At 63.3% G+C, this 21,024-nt stretch carries 20 protein-coding genes; 12 read left to right on the top strand and 8 right to left on the bottom strand.

The annotated features are described in order from the left end of the window. Positions 1-4: 4 nt before the first annotated feature. Positions 5-697 (bottom strand): tol-pal system protein YbgF, encoded by a 693-nt coding sequence (gene ybgF, locus DBW_RS15560; RefSeq protein WP_066728690.1) that lies wholly within the window; start codon positions 695-697, stop codon positions 5-7. Positions 698-924: 227 nt separating this feature from the next. Here ybgF and DBW_RS15555 point away from each other — a divergent pair, with 227 nt between their 5' ends. Further along, complete coding sequence (locus tag DBW_RS15555) at positions 925-2,142, top strand: peptidase U32 family protein (protein WP_066728688.1); 1,218 nt, start codon at positions 925-927, stop codon at positions 2,140-2,142. Positions 2,143-2,165: 23 nt separating this feature from the next. Here the strand turns inward: DBW_RS15555 and DBW_RS15550 are convergent, their stop codons facing one another. Continuing rightward, a complete protein-coding gene (locus DBW_RS15550) occupies positions 2,166-2,828 on the bottom strand; it encodes a metallophosphoesterase family protein (protein WP_066728686.1) in 663 nt (220 codons plus the stop codon). A gap of 223 nt (positions 2,829-3,051) precedes the next feature. Here DBW_RS15550 and DBW_RS15545 point away from each other — a divergent pair, with 223 nt between their 5' ends. The 7 genes from DBW_RS15545 (at position 3,052) to DBW_RS15515 (ending at position 8,522) form a co-directional block, all read left to right on the top strand. Continuing rightward, positions 3,052-3,765, top strand: coding sequence for a glycosyltransferase family 2 protein (locus DBW_RS15545; protein WP_066728685.1), 714 nt, complete (start codon positions 3,052-3,054; stop codon positions 3,763-3,765). Then, positions 3,758-4,045, top strand: coding sequence for a lipid-A-disaccharide synthase N-terminal domain-containing protein (locus DBW_RS15540; RefSeq protein ID WP_066728683.1), 288 nt, complete (start codon positions 3,758-3,760; stop codon positions 4,043-4,045). Before DBW_RS15545 ends, DBW_RS15540 begins: the two co-directional genes overlap by 8 nt. Continuing rightward, on the top strand, positions 4,038-5,678 hold the full coding sequence (locus DBW_RS15535) for an ArnT family glycosyltransferase (RefSeq protein ID WP_066728681.1): 1,641 nt from the start codon (positions 4,038-4,040) through the stop codon (positions 5,676-5,678). The genes DBW_RS15540 and DBW_RS15535 overlap by 8 nt, the downstream gene beginning before the upstream one ends. A gap of 7 nt (positions 5,679-5,685) precedes the next feature. Next, on the top strand, positions 5,686-6,579 hold the full coding sequence (locus DBW_RS15530) for a diacylglycerol/lipid kinase family protein (protein ID WP_066728680.1): 894 nt from the start codon (positions 5,686-5,688) through the stop codon (positions 6,577-6,579). Then, positions 6,576-7,100: an NUDIX hydrolase gene (locus tag DBW_RS15525; RefSeq protein ID WP_066728679.1), complete on the top strand. Its 525-nt coding sequence runs from the start codon at positions 6,576-6,578 to the stop codon at positions 7,098-7,100. Before DBW_RS15530 ends, DBW_RS15525 begins: the two co-directional genes overlap by 4 nt. After that, positions 7,100-7,972, top strand: a complete 873-nt coding sequence (nudC, locus tag DBW_RS15520; RefSeq protein WP_066728678.1) for an NAD(+) diphosphatase — start codon at positions 7,100-7,102, stop codon at positions 7,970-7,972. The genes DBW_RS15525 and nudC overlap by 1 nt, the downstream gene beginning before the upstream one ends. 313 nt (positions 7,973-8,285) lie before the next feature. Next, positions 8,286-8,522: a DUF4911 domain-containing protein gene (locus DBW_RS15515; RefSeq protein WP_066728677.1), complete on the top strand. Its 237-nt coding sequence runs from the start codon at positions 8,286-8,288 to the stop codon at positions 8,520-8,522. Position 8,523: 1 nt separating this feature from the next. Here DBW_RS15515 and DBW_RS15510 read toward each other — a convergent pair whose 3' ends face one another. Then, positions 8,524-8,907, bottom strand: coding sequence for an OsmC family protein (locus DBW_RS15510; RefSeq protein WP_066728676.1), 384 nt, complete (start codon positions 8,905-8,907; stop codon positions 8,524-8,526). A gap of 199 nt (positions 8,908-9,106) precedes the next feature. On the opposite strand from DBW_RS15510, the gene DBW_RS15505 reads away from it, so the two are divergent. The 3 genes from DBW_RS15505 (at position 9,107) to DBW_RS15495 (ending at position 14,026) form a co-directional block, all read left to right on the top strand. Further along, a complete protein-coding gene (locus DBW_RS15505; RefSeq protein ID WP_066728674.1) occupies positions 9,107-10,378 on the top strand; it encodes a cytochrome c biogenesis protein ResB in 1,272 nt (423 codons plus the stop codon). Positions 10,379-10,597: 219 nt separating this feature from the next. Beyond that, a complete protein-coding gene (locus tag DBW_RS15500) occupies positions 10,598-12,298 on the top strand; it encodes a sensor histidine kinase (protein WP_157471921.1) in 1,701 nt (566 codons plus the stop codon). Between the two features lie 390 nt (positions 12,299-12,688). Then, complete coding sequence (locus DBW_RS15495; RefSeq protein ID WP_066728667.1) at positions 12,689-14,026, top strand: DEAD/DEAH box helicase; 1,338 nt, start codon at positions 12,689-12,691, stop codon at positions 14,024-14,026. Positions 14,027-14,110: 84 nt separating this feature from the next. On the opposite strand, the gene DBW_RS15490 is transcribed toward DBW_RS15495, so the two are convergent. From DBW_RS15490 to DBW_RS15480, 3 genes are all read right to left on the bottom strand, one after another. After that, on the bottom strand, positions 14,111-14,749 hold the full coding sequence (locus tag DBW_RS15490) for a transglutaminase-like domain-containing protein (RefSeq protein ID WP_082820391.1): 639 nt from the start codon (positions 14,747-14,749) through the stop codon (positions 14,111-14,113). Positions 14,750-14,913: 164 nt separating this feature from the next. Continuing rightward, positions 14,914-15,273: a cytochrome C gene (locus tag DBW_RS15485; protein WP_066728663.1), complete on the bottom strand. Its 360-nt coding sequence runs from the start codon at positions 15,271-15,273 to the stop codon at positions 14,914-14,916. A gap of 72 nt (positions 15,274-15,345) precedes the next feature. Continuing rightward, positions 15,346-16,578: a hypothetical protein gene (locus DBW_RS15480; RefSeq protein ID WP_066728662.1), complete on the bottom strand. Its 1,233-nt coding sequence runs from the start codon at positions 16,576-16,578 to the stop codon at positions 15,346-15,348. 349 nt (positions 16,579-16,927) lie between these two features. Here DBW_RS15480 and DBW_RS15475 point away from each other — a divergent pair, with 349 nt between their 5' ends. Further along, positions 16,928-19,105 (top strand): methyl-accepting chemotaxis protein, encoded by a 2,178-nt coding sequence (locus DBW_RS15475; protein ID WP_066728660.1) that lies wholly within the window; start codon positions 16,928-16,930, stop codon positions 19,103-19,105. A 113-nt stretch (positions 19,106-19,218) separates the two neighbouring features. Here the strand turns inward: DBW_RS15475 and DBW_RS15470 are convergent, their stop codons facing one another. Continuing rightward, positions 19,219-19,845: a LysE family translocator gene (locus DBW_RS15470; RefSeq protein ID WP_066728658.1), complete on the bottom strand. Its 627-nt coding sequence runs from the start codon at positions 19,843-19,845 to the stop codon at positions 19,219-19,221. A gap of 526 nt (positions 19,846-20,371) precedes the next feature. Further along, positions 20,372-20,737: a hypothetical protein gene (locus tag DBW_RS15465; protein WP_066728656.1), complete on the bottom strand. Its 366-nt coding sequence runs from the start codon at positions 20,735-20,737 to the stop codon at positions 20,372-20,374. Positions 20,738-21,024 lie beyond the last annotated feature (287 nt).

The raw sequence follows: 21,024 nt of genomic DNA, 5'->3' as shown, positions 1-21,024 counted from the left end.
TCGCTCAGGGTGTCGAAAGTGATTTTCGGGCGGCGTTGCTGTTGGGGAAGCGCGAGCGCAGCAGTCGGCCGGTGGCGGCGGCCTGTTCCGTTTGGCCGAGCTGGCGTTGGGTCTCTGCCAGTTTAAGCAGCGCGTCGGGCGCCTTGGCGTTCTGCGGGTAACGCTCGGCGGTCAGTTCAAAGGCCCTGGCGGCCGCCTCGTAATTCTTTTGCGCAAGCTGGCATTCGGCCAGCCAGTACTGGGCGTTGCCTGCATAATCGCTGGCGGCGTAGGTGTCGAGAAATTGGGTGAAGCCGTTGGCCGCCTGCTGATAACGACCACCGGCATAGTCGGCGAAGGCCTGCAGGTAAAGATCGGTGGCCGCTGGCTGCTGGCGGGAAACGGGGGCCGGGGAGGTCGGCGGCGTCTGCCCCGGGAGGGGCTCGGTTGCGGTCGTAGTGCGAGCTGGCTTTTCTGCGGCGAGGTTGCGCCGAATCTCTTCGAGAATCTGCTGCTGATCGATCAACCGTGCTTCGAGCAGCATCAGGTTGTCCTGGGCGTGTTGCAAGCGCTGATCGACGTCGGCCACCGCCTGCTCCAGGCGTAGCACCCGTTCCGGCTCGATCCCGGACCCTTGCGGGGCAACCGCCGGCGCACAGGCAACGACGCCGCAGAGTGCGATCAGGGCAAGGCATAAATGGCGAAGGCGGACCCGCATTTGAACGTCCTTCCGGGGAGGTGAGCTTGACGCAAAATTTTCTAAAAATTATAGACTTTTTCACCGCTTGTCAAGCGCAATGGCACCCGTGCGGCACGTCCGGCGCCGAACCCTGACCAGGATCCAATGGACCTCTTCCGGATCACTCTGCAAAGAATCTGCCAGTCGGTAGGAAGTGCTTTGTGCTATTCTGCGGACAATTATCCTAGACGGAGAGACTGAACTGAATGGCGAAGGTTGAACTGCTGGCCCCGGCCGGTGATCTCGAGAAATTGCAGGCCGCCCTCGATTACGGCGCCGATGCCGTCTACGCCGGCGGGGAGCGTTTCGGCCTGCGGGCCCAGGCGGGGAATTTTACTCTCGACGCCCTGGCCCGCGGGCGTGAACTTTGTGCGCGCCGGGGGCGACGGCTCTACCTGACCCTCAACGCCGAATTGCGCCCCGGTGAGGAGGCTGACCTGGCGGCCTATCTTGAGGCGCTGCGTCCCCTCGATCTCGACGCCTATATCATATCCGATCCCGGGGTGCTGGCCCTGGCCCGGCGCTGTGACCCCCGGCGCCCCCTGCACCTGTCGACCCAGGCCAGTACCACCAATGCCGGTGCCCTGGCCTTCTGGCGCCAGGCCGGGGTCGGGCGGGTCAATCTGGCCCGGGAACTCTCCCTGTCGGAAATCCGGGCACTGGCCATGGCCGCCACCGGGGTCGAACTGGAGGTCTTTGTCCACGGCGCCATGTGTGTCGCCTGGTCGGGGCGCTGCCTGCTCAGCGCCGCCCTCACCGGGCGCAGCGCCAACCAGGGGGCCTGCGCCCAGCCCTGTCGCTGGCGCTATGCCCTGGTGGAAGAGACCCGGCCGGGGGAGTATTTCCCCATCGAGGAGGATGGCCGTGGCAGCTACCTCTTCAACAGCCGGGACCTCTGTCTGCTCGAAGATCTGCCGGCCCTGCTCGGCGCCGGGGTCAGCAGCCTGAAGATCGAAGGGCGCATGAAGAGTGTCTACTATGTCGCCGCGGTGACCCGGGTCTACCGGGCCGCCATCGACAGCTGGCTGAACAACCCCGACAGCTGGCGCTGCGACCCGCGCTGGCTTGAAGAGCTCGACAAGGTGAGCCACCGTCCCTACGACCGCGGGTTTCTCGCCGGCCATCGCACGGCCCTGGTCCATCCGGGGGACTCCCGCTACCGGCGCAGCTGGGATTTTGTCGGCGTGGTGCTCGCTGCCGCCGGCGGTGTCGGTGAAGTCGCGGTGCGTAACCGGTTTTTTCCCGGGGAGAGCCTGGAGCTGATCGGACCGCAGATGCGGCAAGCGGAGCTGGTGGTCGGCACGCTGCATGATGCCGCTGGCCTGCCGTTGACGGTGGCCCAGCCCAACGCCCGGGTCCGCATGCCGCTCCCCGGTGCCCGGCCCGGGGACCTGCTGCGCCGGGAAAAGCGGGAGCATGACTGATTGGAGATGGTGGTGCGACGGGGTCAGCCCACCTGCCAGCAACGGCGGCTGAGTAGATCGCAGCAGGTCAACTGCCTGCCATAGACCGCGCCGGTGTCGAGGCCGATGCGTCGTGCGGCGAGGAGCGGCCGTGGCTGCGGGGTGTGGCCGAAGACGATGGTCTGCCCCCAGTCGTAATCCGAGTCGAGAAATTCAGCGCGAATCCAGAGCAGGTCCTCCTCGCGCTGGTCCTCAGGCGCCACCCCGGGACGGAGGCCGGCATGCACGAAAAGGAACTCGCCGCAGCGGTAGCTGGTGGGCAACTGGCGCAGAAATGCCTGGTGGCTGGCTGGAATTTCATTTCGCGTAGCGGCTCCGTAGCTGTCCAGGGTCTGTTGTCCGCCGTTGGCCAGGAAGATCCAGGAAGCGCGGCCGTCGATGAAATCGAGGAACATCTGTTCATGGTTGCCGCGCAGGAAGATGGTCTGCGGCCAGCGCTCTACCAATACCAGCAGGGTGTCGATGACGCCACGGCTGTCGGGGCCGCGATCGACATAGTCGCCGAGGAAAACCAGGCGATCATCAGCGCCCGGGCCGACCTCGCGCAGCAGTTGCGCCAGCAGCTCATGGCAGCCATGAATATCGCCGACCGCCAGCAGGCGCCGGGCAGGGAGGCCGGCCAACGCGTTATCCGGTTGCTTGTTCATGTCTTTGCCTCGTCTTCACGTCTCCATTATATCTAACCGCCATAAAACGGAAAAATGGTTGCGCCACTGGGAAAATCGGCGTATTTTTGTCCGACTTGCACCCCTGTTTGCTGGTTTCAGGGTGGTCTCTTGTTCCCGGATAATCCCTCCAGGCCCCTCTCGTCCGGTCACCGGCAGCGCCGGTGACCTTTTTGCCCAGAGGTGGTCAGAAGTCACGAAGGTCATGAAAAAAATTTCTTTCGTCATCCCGGTCTTCAATGAAGAGGAGAACCTGCAGCGCCTTTTCAGCGAAATTTCCGCAGTAGCGACCCGCCTTGGCTATCCCTACCAGATCCTCTTTGTCGATGACTGCAGCACCGACCGCAGCCTGGCGGTCATCAAGGAGCTGGCGGCGCAATCGCCAACCGTCGCCTATGTTGCCTTTGCCCGCAATGCCGGGCAGTCGGCAGCGCTCTATGCCGGCTTTCAGCATGCCGACGGCGATGTCGTCATCACCATGGATGCCGATCTGCAGAACGACCCCGCCGATATCCCGGAGATGCTCAAGCACTATGGCGACTTCGAGATGATCAATGGCTGGCGCTTCAACCGCCAGGATAACCTCGGCAAGAAGATCAGCAGCCGCATCGGCAATTTCGTGCGCAACCAGCTGACCTGGGAATCGATCCATGACACCGGCTGTTCCCTCAAGGTGATGAACGCGGCGATGCTCAAACGCATCAAGATGTACAAGGGGCTGCACCGCTTTCTGCCGACCCTGATGCGCAACGAGGGGGCACGGGTGATCGAAGTCAAGGTCAATCACCGGCCCCGGTTGCACGGGATTTCCAAGTACACCAACCTGCGGCGTGGCGTCGAGGGGCTCTACGATGTCATCACCGTGCGCTGGATGATCAAGCGGCAACTGAAAATCGAGATCGGGGAAAAGCATGGCTAAAACGGAGATCGCCATTCTGGTGCTCGGCTTTGCCGGCCAGAGCCTTTTTTTCATGCGCTTTTTCGTGCAGTGGCTCTATTCGGAGAAGCATCGCCGCAGCATGATCCCCACTGCCTTCTGGTACTTCAGTATTGGCGGCAGCTCCCTGCTCCTTATCTACGCCATCATCCGCAAGGACATCGTCTTTATCGTCGGCCAGGCGACCGGCTTTTTCATCTACACCCGCAATATCTACCTGATTGCCCGGGAAAAACGGGAGCGGGAAGCCGAGAATGGTTGAATCCCGGGCACCGGCCAGCCCGCGACTCTGGCTGTGGCTGGCCGGCTATTTTCTCATCCTGCTGATTCCGACCGGGCTCCTGCCGCTGATGGAGTCGACGGAGGGGCGTTACGGCGAAATTGCCTGGGAGATGGTGGCCAGCGGCAACTACCTGGAGCCGTTCTTTAACGGCATCAAGCATTTTCACAAGCCCCCCCTGACCTACTGGGCGATCGCCGCCGGCTACAAACTCTTCGGCATCAACGATTTCGGCGCCCGTTTTTTCGGCGTGGTCGCGGCCTGCCTGGCGGTTGCCTACCTCTACCGGGTCGCCCTGGTGCTGCTCGATGACTATCGCCAGGCCCGCGACGCCGCCCTGATCTTTGCCACCTCCCTCCTCTTTCTGGGGGTGGCGCGCATCGTCGCCACCGATATCTACCTGACCTGCTTCACGGTCATGGCCCAGTATTACCTATTCCGTCGCATCGCCGGCCCGGCGCGGCGCAGCGATGCCCCCCTCTATGGCCTCGCCCTGGGCCTCGGTTTCCTCGCCAAGGGACCGCTCATCTTCCTCTTCACCCTGCTGCCGTTTCTGCTCGCCAAGTTCTTTGATGCCGGCCATCGGCGCCTCTTCAGCTGGCGGGAGACCGCCCTCGCGGTGGCGACCTTTGCCCTGGTGGCGCTCCCCTGGTATGTCGCGGTGATGATCGAGAACCCCGGCCTGCTCTACTACTTCCTCAAGGTCCAGACCGTCGACCGCGTCGCCAGCAACCGGTTCCGCCGCTACGAGCCGCCCTGGTATTTCTTCTATGTCTTCGCCGGGACCTTTCTCCCCTACATCTTCTTTTTTCTCAAGGGGGCGGTGCGCCTGCGCAAGTTCGACCGCTCCCGGCAGGTTCTCTTTCTCTACGTGCTGGTCCCCTTTCTGATCTTCACTCTGGCGCAGAGCAAGCAGCCGACCTACATCCTCCCCTTTTATGGCATGGCGGCGATTCTCGCTGCCGGAGCCCTTGCCCGCCTGGCGATGCCACGGCTGCGCCTGCTGGCGGTGCTGGTGCTGCTGGTGGCGGCGATTGCCCCGGCGGTGGCCGGTTTTGTCTACCCGCCGGCCCGACCGCTGCGCTCGGTTTTGCTGCTGGCAACCATTCCGGCGCTCTGGCTCTGGTGGCAGGCGTTGCGGGACCACCGCGGTGAACTGTTGATCCCGCGCTGTGCCGCTCTGCTGCTGCTGGTGACGACGGTGGCCTACGGGGTCGCCGCGGTGGCCGCTCCGCAGATGCGCGGCTACGAACAGATGGCCCAGGCGCTCAACCGCCTCGACCCCGGGCGCAAGCTCGACGTCCTGGTCTACAGGGGATTTCTCCCCTCCCTCTCCCTCTATCGCCGTCACCTGACCGCCTCCGCCTACGGCATGGAGCGCGAGGTGCAGTTCCAGGAAAACCAGGATTATCGGAACTGGTACCTGCCTACCGCTGCCGACCTCCAGCGCTACCTCGGCGACCGGAAAGAACTCTTCGTGGTGATGAACGCCGAGGCGAAGCCCTCCTTTGAAACGGAGAGCGGCTATCGCTGTGCCCCGGTCTATGAGCAGCGCAAGCATAACGCTTACCGTTGCCGGGTCGCGGCCGATGCCGCCAACCCCGGACAGGAATGAGGTCGTCGTGGCCAGGGTTACGCGCGTCAAGCTGATCGCCAACCCGGTGGCCGGCCGCCAGGCCCGGCAGCGGATTCAGCATGCAGTTGAATGGCTTCGCGCCGCCGGGGTGGAGGTCGATCTGACCCTCACCGGGGCGCGGGGCGATGCCCGCCGGGCCGCGGCCGAAGCCCGCACCCGGGGCCATGATCGGGTCATTGCGGCCGGCGGTGACGGTACCCTCAACGAAGTCGTCAATGGCCTGGTTCCCAGCGCCATCCCGCTCGCCTTTCTCCCCCTTGGAACGACCAACGTCTTTGCCCTCGAAGCCGGCATCCCCTTTGACCTGGAAGCGGCCTGCCGCATTGCCCTCGAAGGCCCGGCGGTCCCGGTCAACCTCGGGGTCGCCAACGACACCCGCTTTCTGCTCATGGCGAGCGCCGGCCTCGATGCCGAGGCGGTCTGCCAGGTGAGCCCGGGCTTGAAGCGCGCTCTGGGCAAGGGCGCCTACCTCGCCAGCGCGCTGCGCGCTCTATTCCAGGCGCCGCCCCAGCCCTTCACGGCGCGGACCGCCGCCGGGGAGGATATCCCCTGTTACGGGGCGATCATCAGTAACGGCAGGCTTTACGGCGGACGTTTCGTCATCGCGCCAGGGGCGTCCCTGACGGCGGCGAGCTTCGAAGTCTGCCTGCTGCTCAAGCCGGGGCGCCGCGCCCTGCTCGGTGCGGCGCTCGCCCTTGCCGCCGGCCGCACCCTCTCCCCGGCCGCGGCCCGCCGGCTGCAGACACCGAACCTGCAACTGCTCGGCGCGGGGGTGGCGGTACAGATCGATGGCGATTTCTTCGGCCGCTTGCCGGTAACCCTGCGGATTGCCAGCGACGAGCTCTGCCTGGTGATGCCTGGCAAGGGGAGTGAAGGATGAAGCGGCGGCCGGTCTTCAACGGCAGGATCGTCGCGCTGGCGCTGGAGGAGCACCTGCTCCCCGATGGGCGGAGGGCCGATTTCGAAATCGTTCGTCACCCCGGAGGGGCGGCGGTGCTCCCCTTACTGGAGGACGGGCAGGTCCTGCTGCTGCGGCAGTTCAGGCCCGCTGCCGGGGGGAACGTGATCGAGATCCCCGCCGGACGCCTCGAGCCGGGAGAAACTCCGGAAGCCTGTGCCCGGCGCGAGCTGGCCGAGGAGGCCGGCTATGTTGCCGGCCGCCTCGATCTTCTCGGCACCACCCTGAGCTCGGTCGGGTTCTGCGACGAGCGCATCGACCTCTTTCTCGCCCGTGATTTGCAACCGGTGGCCGCAGCGCCCGAAGCGGACGAATTTATCGAACCGTTTCTGCTCTCCCTCGACGCGGCCCTTGCCGCGATCGCGGCGGGGGCGATCGTGGATGCCAAGACCCAGCTGGCGCTGCTCCTCTGCAGCCGCCTGCCTGCTGCCGGAGTAGACTGATGCCTTTTCCCGACCGCTACCCCTCCCCCCAGCATCTCCCCTTCAACCAGACCGCATTGGCGGCAGAATTCAAGCTCGAATCGCCCGACCGGGATCCGGGCGGCGCCGGGGTCTGGGTCCTGCTGCGCAGTGGCGAACTGCTGGTCACCGATACTCCCGCGGCGACCCTTCCCGAGGGGATGCTGCCGGCCGGGGATGAAGGGGCGGCCATCTATTTGGGGCGCTACCTCGGGCGTCCCTGCCGGGCCCTGAAGCTGCCGGCGGAGAGCGCCCTGCCGGCCGGGCTGCGCAGTGAAAACCTCCTCGCTGCCGAACCGGGCCTCTCCCTGGCGCTGCTGTCGCTGGCCGGCACCGCCGGCGCGATCCTGCACTGGCTCGGCAACAGTCGCCACTGTTCCCGCTGCGGGGGGGCGACGGTGCCGATGCCGGGCGAGTGGGGGCGCACCTGCAGATCCTGTGGCTATGGCCATTTTCCGCATATTCATCCCTGCGTCATTGTGCTGGTGCGGCGCGGCCGGGAACTGCTGCTGACTCGCAAGGCGGGCTGGCCCGCCGGGCGTTACAGCCTGGTGGCGGGATTTCTCGATTTCGGCGAATGCCTGGAAGAGGCGGTGGCACGCGAGGTGCTGGAAGAGACCGGAGTGACGGTCAGCAACGTCCGCTATGTCGGCAGCCAGAGCTGGCCCTTTCCCAGCCAGCTGATGGCCGGTTTCGTCGCTGACTACGTTGCCGGTGAGGTGGTGGTTGAAACTACCGAACTGGAGGATGCGCGCTGGTTTTCCATCGACGCCCTGCCGCTGCTGCCGCCGAAGCGGAGCATTGCCCGCTACCTCCTCGACCACTTCGGCAACGAGGCTTCTCCCGGAAGATAGCTTGCCGAGGGGGCAGGCCCCGGGCAAAAAAAATCCCCGGGTGGGGATTCCCGGGGTTCGCAACGAATCTCCTGCTTGGTACAGCCGACTCTGGAGGAGGTTTTAATGGCTGAAACAGAGACTGCGCGATAAAAATTCTTGATCGCGACGCCCGCTGTTAGCGGGCGTTGTCGGTGCCGGGGCTGGGGGGAGCATTCGCCGTGGTCGACCGCCGCCAGGGTTTGCGCCGGGGGGGCGGACAATTTTCAGTTCCCCTAAAAAACTTTAGCCAAAATAACGACTCAGGCGACAGTCGTCAAGGGAAAAGAGAGCTATGACAGTTTGCTTCCAGCAACGGCAATTCCGCCTTCCCCGCCAGGAGATCGGCTATCTGCGCTTTCTCGTCGAGGGGTACGACGGCCTCCTCTTTTTGCGGACCCTGGACGGGCACTCCGGACTGGTGGAGATGGCCTGGCCGGTGGAGCGGACGGCCGAGGCGCTGCCGCTGCTGGCAGCCCTGGCCCGGGAAACCGGCCTGCATGAGGCCGGTGACGAAGGGCCGGAAGCCTGATTCACGCTGTCGTCACTTCGAAGTCGGGCGGGTCGAAGATGGTGCGCTTTACCGTGCACTGGTCGGTCGCCCGGATGATGGCCGCGCGGTACTTGTCGGGGAAACCCTCCGGCAGCTCGATGACGATCTGCACCCGGGCCAGGCGATGCTGTTCCGGATCCCGTTCGCTCGTCAGGGTCAGGCGCAGCCCGGCAGTCGGAAGGTCGCGCTGCTGGCAGAAACGAAGGGCGAAGTAGCCGGCGCAATTGCCGAGGGAGATCAGGAAGAGGTCGAAGGGGGATGGCGCCGAGTTTTTACCGCCGGCTGCCTCGGGCTGGTCGCAGCGGACGGTGAACCCCTTGTAGCGGGCTTCGACGGCAAGGCCGCCGGGGAAAGTAATCTCCATGGTTTATTCCTCCGTAAGGGGGTGAAGTGTGCAGAGTATAGATCAAAAGGGCGCCTGATGCAGCGGATCTGGCGGCAGGGGAGAGGCTAGCCCTTGCCGCCCTTCTTCCCGCCGTGCTAGACTCCAGGCCCTTGCAACAGGAAACTGGCCCGGTTGGCCCCGGCCTTCTGCCGCAGCCTCGGCGCGGAGTCCCCTGCCCATGCTGATCCGTTTTTTCAGTTCACTCTACCTGACCCTCGGGCTCCTGCTGGGGTTGGCCGCCGTCTCTGTTTTCGGAACCCTCCAGCCAGGGCGGGACGAGGGCCTGGGTGTAGCGCGCTACGACCTCTTTTACCAGAGCATCTGGTTTCGGTTGCTGCTGCTGCTGCTCGCTCTGAACCTGGCGGTCTGCACTCTGCGCACCATCCGGCGCAATCTCGCTGACCGCTCCCGACATCTCGACCTGCTGCGTTCGGAACGGGTCTTCAGCTCGCCGTTGCGCTACCTCCTCCCCCGGAATACGGATATGGCGCAGCTTGCTGCCGCCCTGCGCGCATCGGGCTACCGGGTTGCGGTCGCGGACGGGGCCCTGGTCGGCGGGCGTGGCCGGGTCGGTCGCTGGGGGTCGACGCTGGTTCACCTCTCGGTTCTGCTGATCATGACCGGCGCCTTTTGCAGCCAGCTCGGCTTTGTCGGGACCCTGAATATTTACGCCGGCGACCAGAGCGATGTCTACTTCGACTGGGAGCGGCAGCAGGATCTTCCCCTCGGATTCACCTTCCGCCTCGATCAGTTCGAACCGCGTTACTACCCCATCGAGTTGCAGTTTGCCGCCCTCGACCCCGCCAGCGGCCAGCTCCTCGCGACCTATACCTGCCGCGAGGGGGAGACCGTTTCCCTGCCGGAGCCGGGGGTGACCGCCCGGGTGCTCAAATTCATCCCGGAAGAGGAGCAGCTGATTCTTGAAATCAGTCGCGACGGTCAATCCCTCGGGGAGTACCATGCCCGCAGCGGCAAGCTCCAGGGCCAATCTTCATTTGCCAACCGGGTCGATCCGGGGGTGGTGATCAGACCGCTGGCCTGGCGGGATCCGATTCTGCGCCAGATGCACAGCGAAGTCTCTCTCCTGCGCGAGGGCACGGTTGTTGCTAAAGGGATCATCGAGGTCAATCGGCCGCTGGTCTTCGAGGGGGTGACGATTTACCAGACCGGGTTCAGTCGTGACAAGTTCGGATTCTGGGCCGGCGGATTCCAGCTGTCGCGCGATCCCGGAGAGCCTGTGGTCTGGTTCGGCTGTCTTACCATTGTGCTCGGCCTGCTGCTGGCTTTCCTGGTCCCCTACCGGGTGATTGGCGTCAGCCGGGTCGCTGACGAGGTGTTGCTGGTTGCCCTCAGCGGTTTCCGGGGGGAGGCCGGGGCCGCGCGCTTCGATCGCCTGGAGCAGGCTTTGGCCGATGCCGGCCGCGCCGTCTCAGGCAAGCCCGGTCCCTGATTCCAGGTCTCGGGTGCTGGCGTTTGGTAAAAAAAGAGATAAGTTTATTTTAATCTCAGGTGGGTCGAATTCCCCGAAGCTTGCTTCGATGAAAGCGATCAATCTAAACTTTTGATACCCCGTAGCTTGCTGCGGGGAGATTCATTACTGTCTGACCAGGCTTATCCCGATCTGAAATTGTCATTTTATTGACTGGCTTACGTGAGTGGGAGGGTGCCCTTGGCAGAAAACAGAACGCTGGGACCCAAAATGCGCATCCTGGCCGTCGGCCTGGTGCTGATGGCAGCCTCCTGGCTGGCCGACGCCGTCATCGACTCTTTCTTCGACCAGGAATCCTTCCTCGACAGTATCTTCGCGCCGGGAATTCATGAAATCCTGATCCGTGTCGTATTTCTCGCCAACCAGCTCGGATTTTTGATCTACATCAGCCTCCTCTTCACCCGCCAGCACCGCCTGCAGGCGGAATTGAAATCCCTTTCCGCGGCCGAAGGCGCCGAGCGGCGTCGCTGCGAGAATATCCTCGAGGTTCTGGGGGACGGGGTCAGCATCCAGGACGCGGAGTTGCGCATTCTCTATCAGAATGCTCTGCATCGGCAGATGATGGGCGAGCATCTGGGGGAGTACTGCTACCGGGCCTACCGGCAGCAGGAGACGGTCTGCCCCGGCTGCCAGCTGGTGACCGCATTTAACGACGGCCGCGTCCACGTTCATGAAGGTGAGCGAGTGGAGGCGGGGGGGCGCCGTGTCTTCGAGATCATCTCCTCGCCGCTACGTGATTCCTCCGGAAAGATCGTCGCGGGGATCGAGGCGGTTCGCGATATCACCGCCCGCAAGCTGCTGGAAGAGCGCTTGCACGACCAGATGGCAGCGATGGAAAGTTCCATCGACGGCATCGGCATCCTCAATGCCGCGGCGCACTATACCTACCTGAATCAGGCCCATGCCGAGCTTTACGGTTACGAGCGGCCGGAGACTCTGCTGGGGCGGAGCTGGCGGGACCTGTACGACGCCGACGAGGTCGCCCGCATCGAGCAGGCGATCCTGCCGGAGCTCTTTGCCGCAGGGCGCTGGCGAGGCGAGGCGAGGGGACGGCGCCGCGACGGCAGCCTCTTTCCGCAGGAGCTTTCGCTGAGCGTTTTGGCCGATGGCGGCATCGTCTGTGTCGTCCGCGACATCACGCGCCGGCACCAGTCGCTGGCCGAAATCCAGCAGGTCAACCGGGACCTCGAAAACCGCACCGCCGAACTCCAGTCCGCCAATCGGGAGCTCGAAGCCTTCGGCTATTCCCTCTCCCACGATCTGCGCTCCTTCCTCACCAAGATCTCGGCCGCCGCCCAACTGTTCGAGGCCGATGCGGATTCGGCGCTCAGCGCGACCGGCAACTACTGCCTCGAGACCATTCTCACGGCAATCGACGGCATGGATGACCTGATCGAGGCGATGCTGGTCATCTCCCAGGTCAGCCGCAAGGCGTTGCATATCGAGACGGTAAATCTGAGCGAACTGGCTGGCGAGGTCGTCCTTGGGCTGCGCCTCGGCGACCCCCAGCGACTGGTCGATGTCGTTGTTTCCCCGGACCTGGTCGCCCGGGGCGACCGCCAGCTGCTGCGGGTCCTCCTCGACAATCTGCTCGGCAACGCCTGGAAGTATACCGGGGAGGCCAGTCACCCCCGGATCGAATTCGGCCAGACTGAACAAGGGGGACAGCAGGTCTTCCTGGTCCGCGACAATGGCCGCGGCTTCGACATGAGCGAAGCGTCCCGCCTCTTTCACCCCTTCCAGCGCCTTTCCAATGTCGGCGCGATTCCCGGCACCGGCATCGGGCTGGCAACGGTGGCCCGGGTCGTCCAGCGTCACGGCGGACAAATCTGGGCCGAGGGGAGTGCTGACGGAGCGGTTTTCTACTTTACCCTCCCCTGACCGGCCCTCTGCGGCCGCTGCTCGGCCGACCGGTGCGAATTCCCTTGCTTTTCGGCGGCCGATCGCCTAGAGTGCGCGGCGACTGTACAACGCCCCGGCGGTTTTTCTCCCACCCCGCCCGACGCTTCATCGCTCCGACCCCCCTGCTTCGCATCCCCATTGCAACGCAGCTGCACGACCGGTTGGCGACGATGTCTCTTGCCAGTCGGTTTCGTGTTGTTGCCGTTTCCCTCTTCAGGGCAGCTGTCTGCCCTGCGGCACACACCTTCTTTTGCTGCGACCGGTATTTTCCGGCCGTCTTTTCCGGGCAGTCGCCTGCGACGGGGAGCGTTGCCCCGCAGCTGGCCACGGAAGAAGCGGCCCTGATTACCAAAAACGCGAGGAATTTAGATGAATTTTCAGGATTTCCAGCTGGCGCCGACCATCCTCAGGGCGGTCACCGAGTGTGGTTACACGGCCCCGACCCCGATCCAGGAGCGCGCCATTCCCCTGGCTCTCGAAGGACGCGACCTGATCGCCACCGCCCAGACCGGCACCGGCAAGACCGCCGCCTTTGTCCTGCCGGCCCTGCAGCGCCTCGGCACCCCCCCGAGCGGGCGCGGCCGCGGGCCGCGGATTCTGGTGCTGACCCCGACCCGGGAGCTCGCCAACCAGGTCACCGAAGCGGTACGCAACTACGGCAAGTACCTGCGCATTCGCAGCGGCGCCATCCTCGGCGGGATGCCCTACCCGGAACAGCAGCGCCTGCTCGCCGCGCCCGTCGACCTGATCGTCGCCACCCCGGGACGGCTGATCGACCATCTGCAGCGCGGCCGTCTCGACCTTTTCCGGCTCGAGATCCTGATCCTCGACGAAGCGGACCGCATGCTCGACATGGGGTTTGCCGATGATGTCGACAAGATTGCCAAGGCGACCCCCGCCGGACGCCAGACCATGCTCTTTACCGCCACCCTCGATACGGCCATGGCGCGCCTTGCCGGCCGCCTGCTGCGCAACCCCGAGCGGATCGAGGTGGCCGGAGAGAAGGTGACCCATGCGCAGATCGAGCAGCGCCTCCATCACACCGACAACCTGGAGCACAAGGAGCGCCTCCTCAAGCACCTCGTCGCCGAAGCCGACCTGACCCGGGCGATTATCTTTGCCGCAACCAAGCGCGACGCCGACAGCCTCGCCGGGCGCCTGCGCACCCAGGGGCATGCAGCCGCCGCCCTGCACGGCGACATGAGCCAGCGGGAACGCAATCGTACCGTCACCGACCTGCGTCGCGGCAAGGTACGCCTGCTGGTGGCGACCGACGTCGCCGCCCGTGGACTCGACGTTTCCGGCATCAGCCATGTCATCAACTACGACCTGCCGAAATTTGCCGAAGATTACGTGCATCGCATCGGCCGCACCGGTCGCGCCGGCGCCTCGGGAATTGCCATCTCCTTCGCTTCCGCCCAGGATCTCGGCGCCCTCGGCCGCATCGAGCGCTATATCGGCCAGCAGGTGCCGATTCAGACCGTTCCCGGTTTGGAGCCGACCCGGCCGTTGCGGCGGCCGAGCGCTACCCCGGGACGTCGACCCGGCGGCCAGCGCCCTGGCGCCCCGCGCCGCAGCGGCCAGACCAGCTGGCAGCAGCGACCGGCCGCCGGCGGCGGACCGGGAGGCGCCACCCGCGGTGGGCGGCAGCCGATCGTCGAGGAGCGCAGTCTCCGGTCGCGCCGGCCGACCGGCTCGGCGCGCTGAGACTTCCTGAACGACCCAATAAAAAACCCCGCTGGGCGGCTGCCGGCGGGGTTTTTTATTGGGTGATATCCCTGAGACCTGGAGCTATTGTCCCGGCACCGGCCGGTTGCGAAAGCGGTTAAGCTGGGAGACCAGGGCAAAGCCGCCGTCATTGAAAGCGAAGCTCTCTTTCATGACATAGTTGTCGACGTAGGCGGTGCCGGGGAAGGCGTCAAAGGCGAAACGGCCGAGCATGCCCGAGGGGTCCTGCTGCAGACAGCGCCCCTTGTTTTCGAGGTCGATCCAGACGTGGTCCGATTCCCCCTGCGGGGTGATAACGATCCCCATCACCAGGCGCAGGTCTTCCTGCGGCATCCCCATCGCCCGATAAAGACTGGCGAGCAGGGCAGCCTTGCCGAGGCAGCTGCCGACGCCATATTGGAGCGTGGCGCTCACCGGACCGGGCGGGACGAAAGGGGCGAAGCGGATTTCGTTCTGGACGAAGTTGTAGGCCGCTTCGAAGGAAGGAAGACCGAGGGCGAGTCGGCGAATCTCCGGGTCCTCGGGGTCGATCAGGTCGACGTAGTCGCTGGCCGGATTGACCCGCATATCGTGGAAGGTCGGTGGCACTATGGCACTGCTGGCGAGATGATCCTCGGTGGGCAGGATATCGAACTGGCCAAGGAGGAAGCCGGCGAGGAGCGCCAAGGTTATTGCCGCTGGTAGCAGGAGGATGTTTTTCATGCCGTCAGTAGTAACACTGATCGCCAGAACATGAAAATGAAAAAATTAACAAAACCAAATTTTAATCTGGCGGAACTGATTCGGAATCGGCCGAAATGAGCGCGGCCCCGACCCCGAAACCGGGATGGGGGCCGCATCGGCTTGCCTTTGCAGGAAACGCCCGGTCAGCGATTCGCTTCGTCGAGCATGAAGTTAAGGAGTTCGATTACCACCTTGACGTCATCCTTGGTCATGTCCGAATCGGGTTTGCGCAGCATCTTGATGCCGTAAGCCCGGGTCGCATTGCGGTCGAAAAGGCCGCCGGTGATGGGCGCAACACCTGTTTGCAGGGCGATGGCGGTTCGCTCCTGGGAGTGGCATTTGATGCATTTAACTGCCATCAGCTTGTAGGCCTCCTGCATCCTGGGCGGGAAGCTCGAGACATCGAACTGGGTGGCATCCCCCTTGCCGAGGACCACGAGCTTTGCCTCGACGCTGGTCGCCAGCAACAGCACGGCGCAGAGCAACAGGACGACTTTTTTCATTGGGAACACCTCGTTTGATTAAGTCCCGCCCCGGAAATCGGTGCCGGACGGACATTTCGTTGCCGGTCCGGTTCAGAAAGAGAGCGCAACCTGGAAGGTCCCGGCCTTGCTGGTACCAGTAGGAGCTTCCGTATGGACGTACTCGAGGACCATGCGCAGGTTCTGCAGGTAGGCGTAGCTGATGCTCGGGATGAACCTCTGCGTGATGTCGGTCCCCTCGATATCCTGGTACTCGTAGCGGAAGGCCGGGATGAGATCCGATCCGATCAGGTACTGGGCCTGGCCGAGATAGAAGTGGAACTTGACCGAGCCGCCGGTCCCGCTCGGGTCATCGTCCTCGCCGAAGGTACCATGGAGGCGAATCTTGAGCCGCTGGTAAAGGAGCTCCCCCTCCAGGCCGAGACGGTAGAAATCGTTGGCGCCGAAGTCGGAGGAGCCGAGATAGCCGAAGGTGCCGAAGGTGAGAGTCAGAAAGTCCCAGACGCTATCCTGGTCGAGATCGACCTCGGGCTCCTGGCCGAGAAAGTCGGTACCGCCAATTCGGGCGGAGAGGTGGGCGTAATAGTTCTTCTTGTTCTCTGCCTTGTTGGTCTCGGAACCATTGGTGACGCCGGCTGCCGCGAAGAGGCGCGAACCGAGCACCGCGTTGAGTTCGACGGCGGACTGGCGGCCGGAGAGACGGAAAGGATTGTCGCCGACGCGCATGGAGTTGTGGCCGAAGCCGCTCAGAGAAGACCGGTCGTTGGACTTCCAGAGGCTCAGCTTCGGCTTGAACTTGCCGAACTTGATGTTGAGCGGCGTGCCGTAAAAATGACGGAACTGGACCGAGAGGTCGCCGATGCTGGAGCTGCCGAAGCCGTACTCTCCCCAGAATCCGACCTGATTGTGGAAGTTGCCGCCGGCGAAGAGTTCCATGCCGGTACCGCCGTCCAGATCGAAGTTCGGCTGCTTGTCCTCGTTGTAGATCATCCGGTAGGTCGCCATGATCGAGAGCGGCAAGGGATCGGGGAGACCGCTGTTGAAGAGGGCGTCAGCTCCCTTGGCGAGATGCACCAGGGGCGAATCGGCGGCCGGTGTCGGCGCCTGCTCTGGCGGTGCGGTCGCGGGGAGTTCCTTTGGCCAGACGAAGCTGTTCTTTTCAAACGCGTCGCCGAACTCGTTGCGTTCCGGAAAGATGGTGTGGCAGGTCGTGCACTCGGTCTTGTACTGGCGCGAGAAGGCGGGGATCGCCAGCGCCTGAGTCGCCAGCAGGACCGGGGCCAACAGGCCAAGGACGAGCAGGGAGAGGGAAAAACGTGCTGTCATGGGAGAGCCTCCTGCAGCTTCGAGAAAAGAGCAGTTCTGGCGGTAACCCGGGTCCGGGCCGATTGTGCCAGCAGTCGTGGTGCAAAGATTGCAGTCGGGCAAGGAATGCAGGTCCTGCGCCAATATCGACTATTTTTCGGGAGTGTAGCTGGCTTGCGGAATTGTTTTAATCCGGAGCCGATTTCACCTCCGTGGTTGCACCGGACGGGGGGCTGCTGCTCCGCAAAATGACTGGACACCACGTGGTTTTTATGTATAAGTAGGCCCATTTAATCATCGGCTCCGGGCAGGGTGGCAGGCTTTTTCGGCCTATCTTCGTCGGGAGCAGGTAGGGGCAGAGGGGTGCGTCATGTTTCGAAATCTGCAGCTGAAATACAAGCTGGTTCTGCTCTTCCTGCTGATGGCGCTGATCGTGGCGGTAACCGGCTCCTTCGGGCTCTGGAGCCAGGCCCGGATTGGCGACCTGCTGGCGTTGCAGAAGAGCAGTGCCGCCCAGGAAAAACTTGCCGTGCTGATGAAGGTCACCCTCCAGGGAGGGCGGGTCAACCTGCTCGAAGCGGCGATGACCCGGAACAATGCCGATGACTTTGAAAACAGCAAGATCGACTATGAACTGAAGCGGGACAGTTTCGATAGCTATTGCACTATGCTGCGCAAGGGGCAGCCGAAGTTGCACATCCCGCCCGCAGAGCCCGGCAGCTTGCTGGAGCAGCGGATCATCAAGGTGGTCGATGTCTTTCACGACTTCGATCAGGTCGCGCTGCAGATACTTTCGGTTCAGGAAGGCCTGATGGCCGGAACGACAACCGACGACGGTAAGCTCTCCCGGCTGCTTCGGGAAGAATTGCCGCAGGTGGTGGACCGGGCAAGCGTCAGCGTCGATGACCTGCTGGTCGAGGTCGGCAGCCTCGCCGCCAAGAACGAACTCGCTGCCAGCGCCATCCAGAAACGCTCCAATATCACCTTCCTCTCGGTCATCGGGGGCGCCATTCTGCTCGCCATTCTCCTCGGCCTCTTTGCGACCCAGACCATTGTCGGTCGGGTCAACCTGCTGATGAAGTCCTTGAAGCTGGGTGCCGAGGGGGATTTGACCGCCCTGGTGAAGGTCGAGGCGGCGGATGAACTGGGCCGGCTCGGCGACGATTTCAACCAGATGCTGGAAAAGCTCTCGACGATGATGGGAAAGGTCAAGAAGTCGACCGGCGAACTCGGCCGCATCGCTACCAGCATCCAGCTCGTCTCGCGCGACGTCATCGCCACCGCCGAGGTGCAGCAGCATGGGATCGACGAGACCTCGGCAGCGATCCTGCGCATCAACGCGTCCCAACAGGGGATCAGCGCTGCCGTGGAAAATCTTTCGAGTTCCTCGGCCGAGACCTCCAGTTCGATTCTCAACATGGCCAAGAGCATCCAGGGGGTAGCGCTCAACACCGAAGCGCTTGCCGGCTCGGTGACCCAGGTCAGTTCGGCGATTGGCGAAATGGACGCCACGATCCGCCAGATCGAGCAGAATGCCAACGATCTGCGCAGCGCTTCGGTCAGCACCGCTTCGTCGATCGCCGAGATGGACTCCTCGATCCAGGAGGTCGAGCAGAATGCCCAGCAGACGGCGGAGATTTCCGCCCGGGTCCACGAAGATGCCGAATCGGGCCAGCAGGCGGTCCAGGCGACGATCCGCGGCATCCAGGAGATTCGCCAATCTTCGCGCTCGGCTGCCGAGTCGATCAACGTCCTGTCGCAGAGCGCGGACGACATCGGGATGATCCTCTCGGTTATCAATGATGTCACCGAAGAGACCCGGCTCCTCTCCCTCAATGCCTCGATCATTGCCGCCCAGTCGGGCGAGCATGGCCGGGGATTCGCCGTGGTTGCCGACGAAATCCGCAAGCTGGCCGAGAGGACCAGTGAATCGACCCGGGAGATCGACCAGCTGATCAGCCGGGTGCAGGACGAGACGCGGCGGGCGGTGGAGGCGATCCGGGGGGCCGAAATCAAGGTCGCCGAAGGGGAGGTCCTGTCGCAGAAATCGGGTGAGGCCTTGCGTGAGATCGTCGGCGGCGTCGACCAGGCGGCGACCAGGATCGGCGGCATCGCCCGGGCCACCCGGGAACAGGCCCGGGGGAGCCTGCTTATTCGCGAGACAATGGAAAAGGTTGCCGACATGGTCAGCCAGATCGCCGTCTCCACCCACCAGCAGGCCCGCGCCAGCGAACAGATCATGAGCGAGGTAGAGAAGATGGCCGAACTCACCGTCATGGTCCGCGATGCCACCAAAAAACAGAACGCCGATGGCGGCCTGATCTCTCGCCTTAGCGAAGAGATCGGAGCAATGATCGAGAAGATCCGCGAACGCTGCAGCGAACAGGCCGAGGGGGGCGAGCAGATTGTCGAGGCCCTGGCCAACATCCAGGAGTCCACGCGCCACAACCTGAGCTCGGCCAAGGTCATGGGAGACACCCTTGGCAACCTTTCCCTGCAGATCTCCACCCTCGAACAGGAAGTCGTGGAGTTCAAGGTCCTCGAATAAAGAAAAGAGGCAAACGACCGACAACAACCGCCCCCCGGCTTTTCGGGGGGCGGTTGTTGTTTGTGCCTATTCCTGGGAACGATAAGTCCCATGGGTCCTATAATGTTGCTGTTTCAGGACTTGCTGCGTGCCAGCTGCAGCGCCAGCGCCAGGAAGATGCCACCGGCCGCGCGATGGAGCCAGCGCTGGAGTCTGGGGGTGTCGGCAAGGCGGGCGGCAAGGGTCGCGGCCAGCAGGGCAATGGCGCCGAAGACGAGCAGGGTGGCGAGGATGAAGAGGGCGCCGAGAAGGAGCAGCTGGGGCGCCAGCGGTCCGCGGGCCGGATCGGCGAACTGGGGGAGAAAGGCGAGGAAGAAGAGGGAAACCTTGGGGTTGGTAAGATTCATCAGGATGCCCCGGCGGTAGAGGTGTCTTGGTCCGGGGAGCGGCCTGCTGCCGGTTTCTGCCGCGGCGTCGGGGGCGCGCCAGGCCTGCCAGGAGAGATAGAGCAGGTAGCCGACGCCCAGCAGCTTGAGGGTGGTGAAGGCGGCGGCTGAGGCCTGGACAAGGGCAGCGACGCCGCAGACCACCGCCAGGGTATGGCCGATCAGGCCGGTACAGAGGCCGAGGGTGATGGCGAACCCTGCCCCGCGGCCGCCCAGCGCCGCCTGGGTGAGGACGAAGAGATTGTCGGGCCCGGGAACGAGCGCCAGCAGCAGGGCCGCGGCAAAAAAAGTGGCGAGGACCTCAGTGGCAGGCATGATAGTGAAACCCTCTGGTACGGTGGGTTTGGGGGCTAGGTCGGGTCAGGGCGCCTTCTGAAGACGAACAGGTTGCAGCCGTGGCGGTTGGTAGTTGTCAGCTTCTCCAGGGTGTAGCGGCGGCCGGGATAAAAGGGGGAAAATGGCTCTGTTTCAGATCGTGTGGGTAACGCTACTTCGTTTTGCCAGATATTGCTCTTTCTCAACCCCAACATCTTCTGTAGGGCGATGCTGGCAGATGTGCCAGCATCGCTTCCACCAGATTTGCCGGTACCGGTGCGAGATGGTCACCCGAAGGGAGGAATGACAATTAATGGCAGCAAAAAGCCCATTTTTGTCAGCGAGGATGGGGGTACCGGGATTGCCCGGATAGGCTGGTAGATTGAGCGGTGGGACCGGCTGGTCTATTTTTTTGTGAAGTGCGGAGCCAGATTGCCCGGAGCCAGCAACATGAAGAATTCATTGTCGGAAACGTATTTAATCTCAGGTGGGTCGAATTCCCCGAAGCTTGCTTCGATGAAAGCGATCAATCTAAACTTTTGATACCCCGTAGCTTGCTGCGGGGAGATTCATTCTTGATCTTGTCAAACTTTCCCTCCTTGATTTTCGCGGGGAGGTTGCATTTGACGACCGAATGGTAAAAGTGGCTCTTTTCGATATACCATTTCCCTTCCAGGGAGACCTCTTTCGGCCCGTCCTTGAAATAATAGACGCCATTTTCGGTCCAGCTGCCGTCCTTGTTGAAGAGGTAGACGGTACTGCCATTTTCGTCCTCGGCATACCATTCGCCAATGATCTTGTTGGTCATTTCCTCGTCGGACATGGCAAAGGCCATGGAAAAAAGACCTTGGCACAGGGTGGCTACCACGATCAGCAGCAGGATTCGACTCATGGCTATCTCCTCAGCATTTTCCATGTCCGGTCGGCGCGGCAGGTCTTCCCGGCCGCCTTAAGCACCCCGGCCCAACACAATAGCAAAATCCAACCTTCAGGCATTACCGGTCATGGGGATTTATTCAGGAAGCGTGCCCATTACTGTCTCGGGAGCCTTGCGAATTTGCGGGGCAGAAAATTTGGCGACGGTTCAGGGACCTGTGCCAGTTATGAAGGCCCGGGAATTGCCTCTCGTTCCGCGATGGAATTCCTCAGCCTTCTCCGCTGATCCTGAGCCGCTTGGCC

It is taken from the genome of Desulfuromonas sp. DDH964, assembly GCF_001611275.1.
Lineage (GTDB): Bacteria > Desulfobacterota > Desulfuromonadia > Desulfuromonadales > DDH964 > DDH964.
This window is presented reverse-complemented; position numbering and strand designations above follow the sequence as displayed.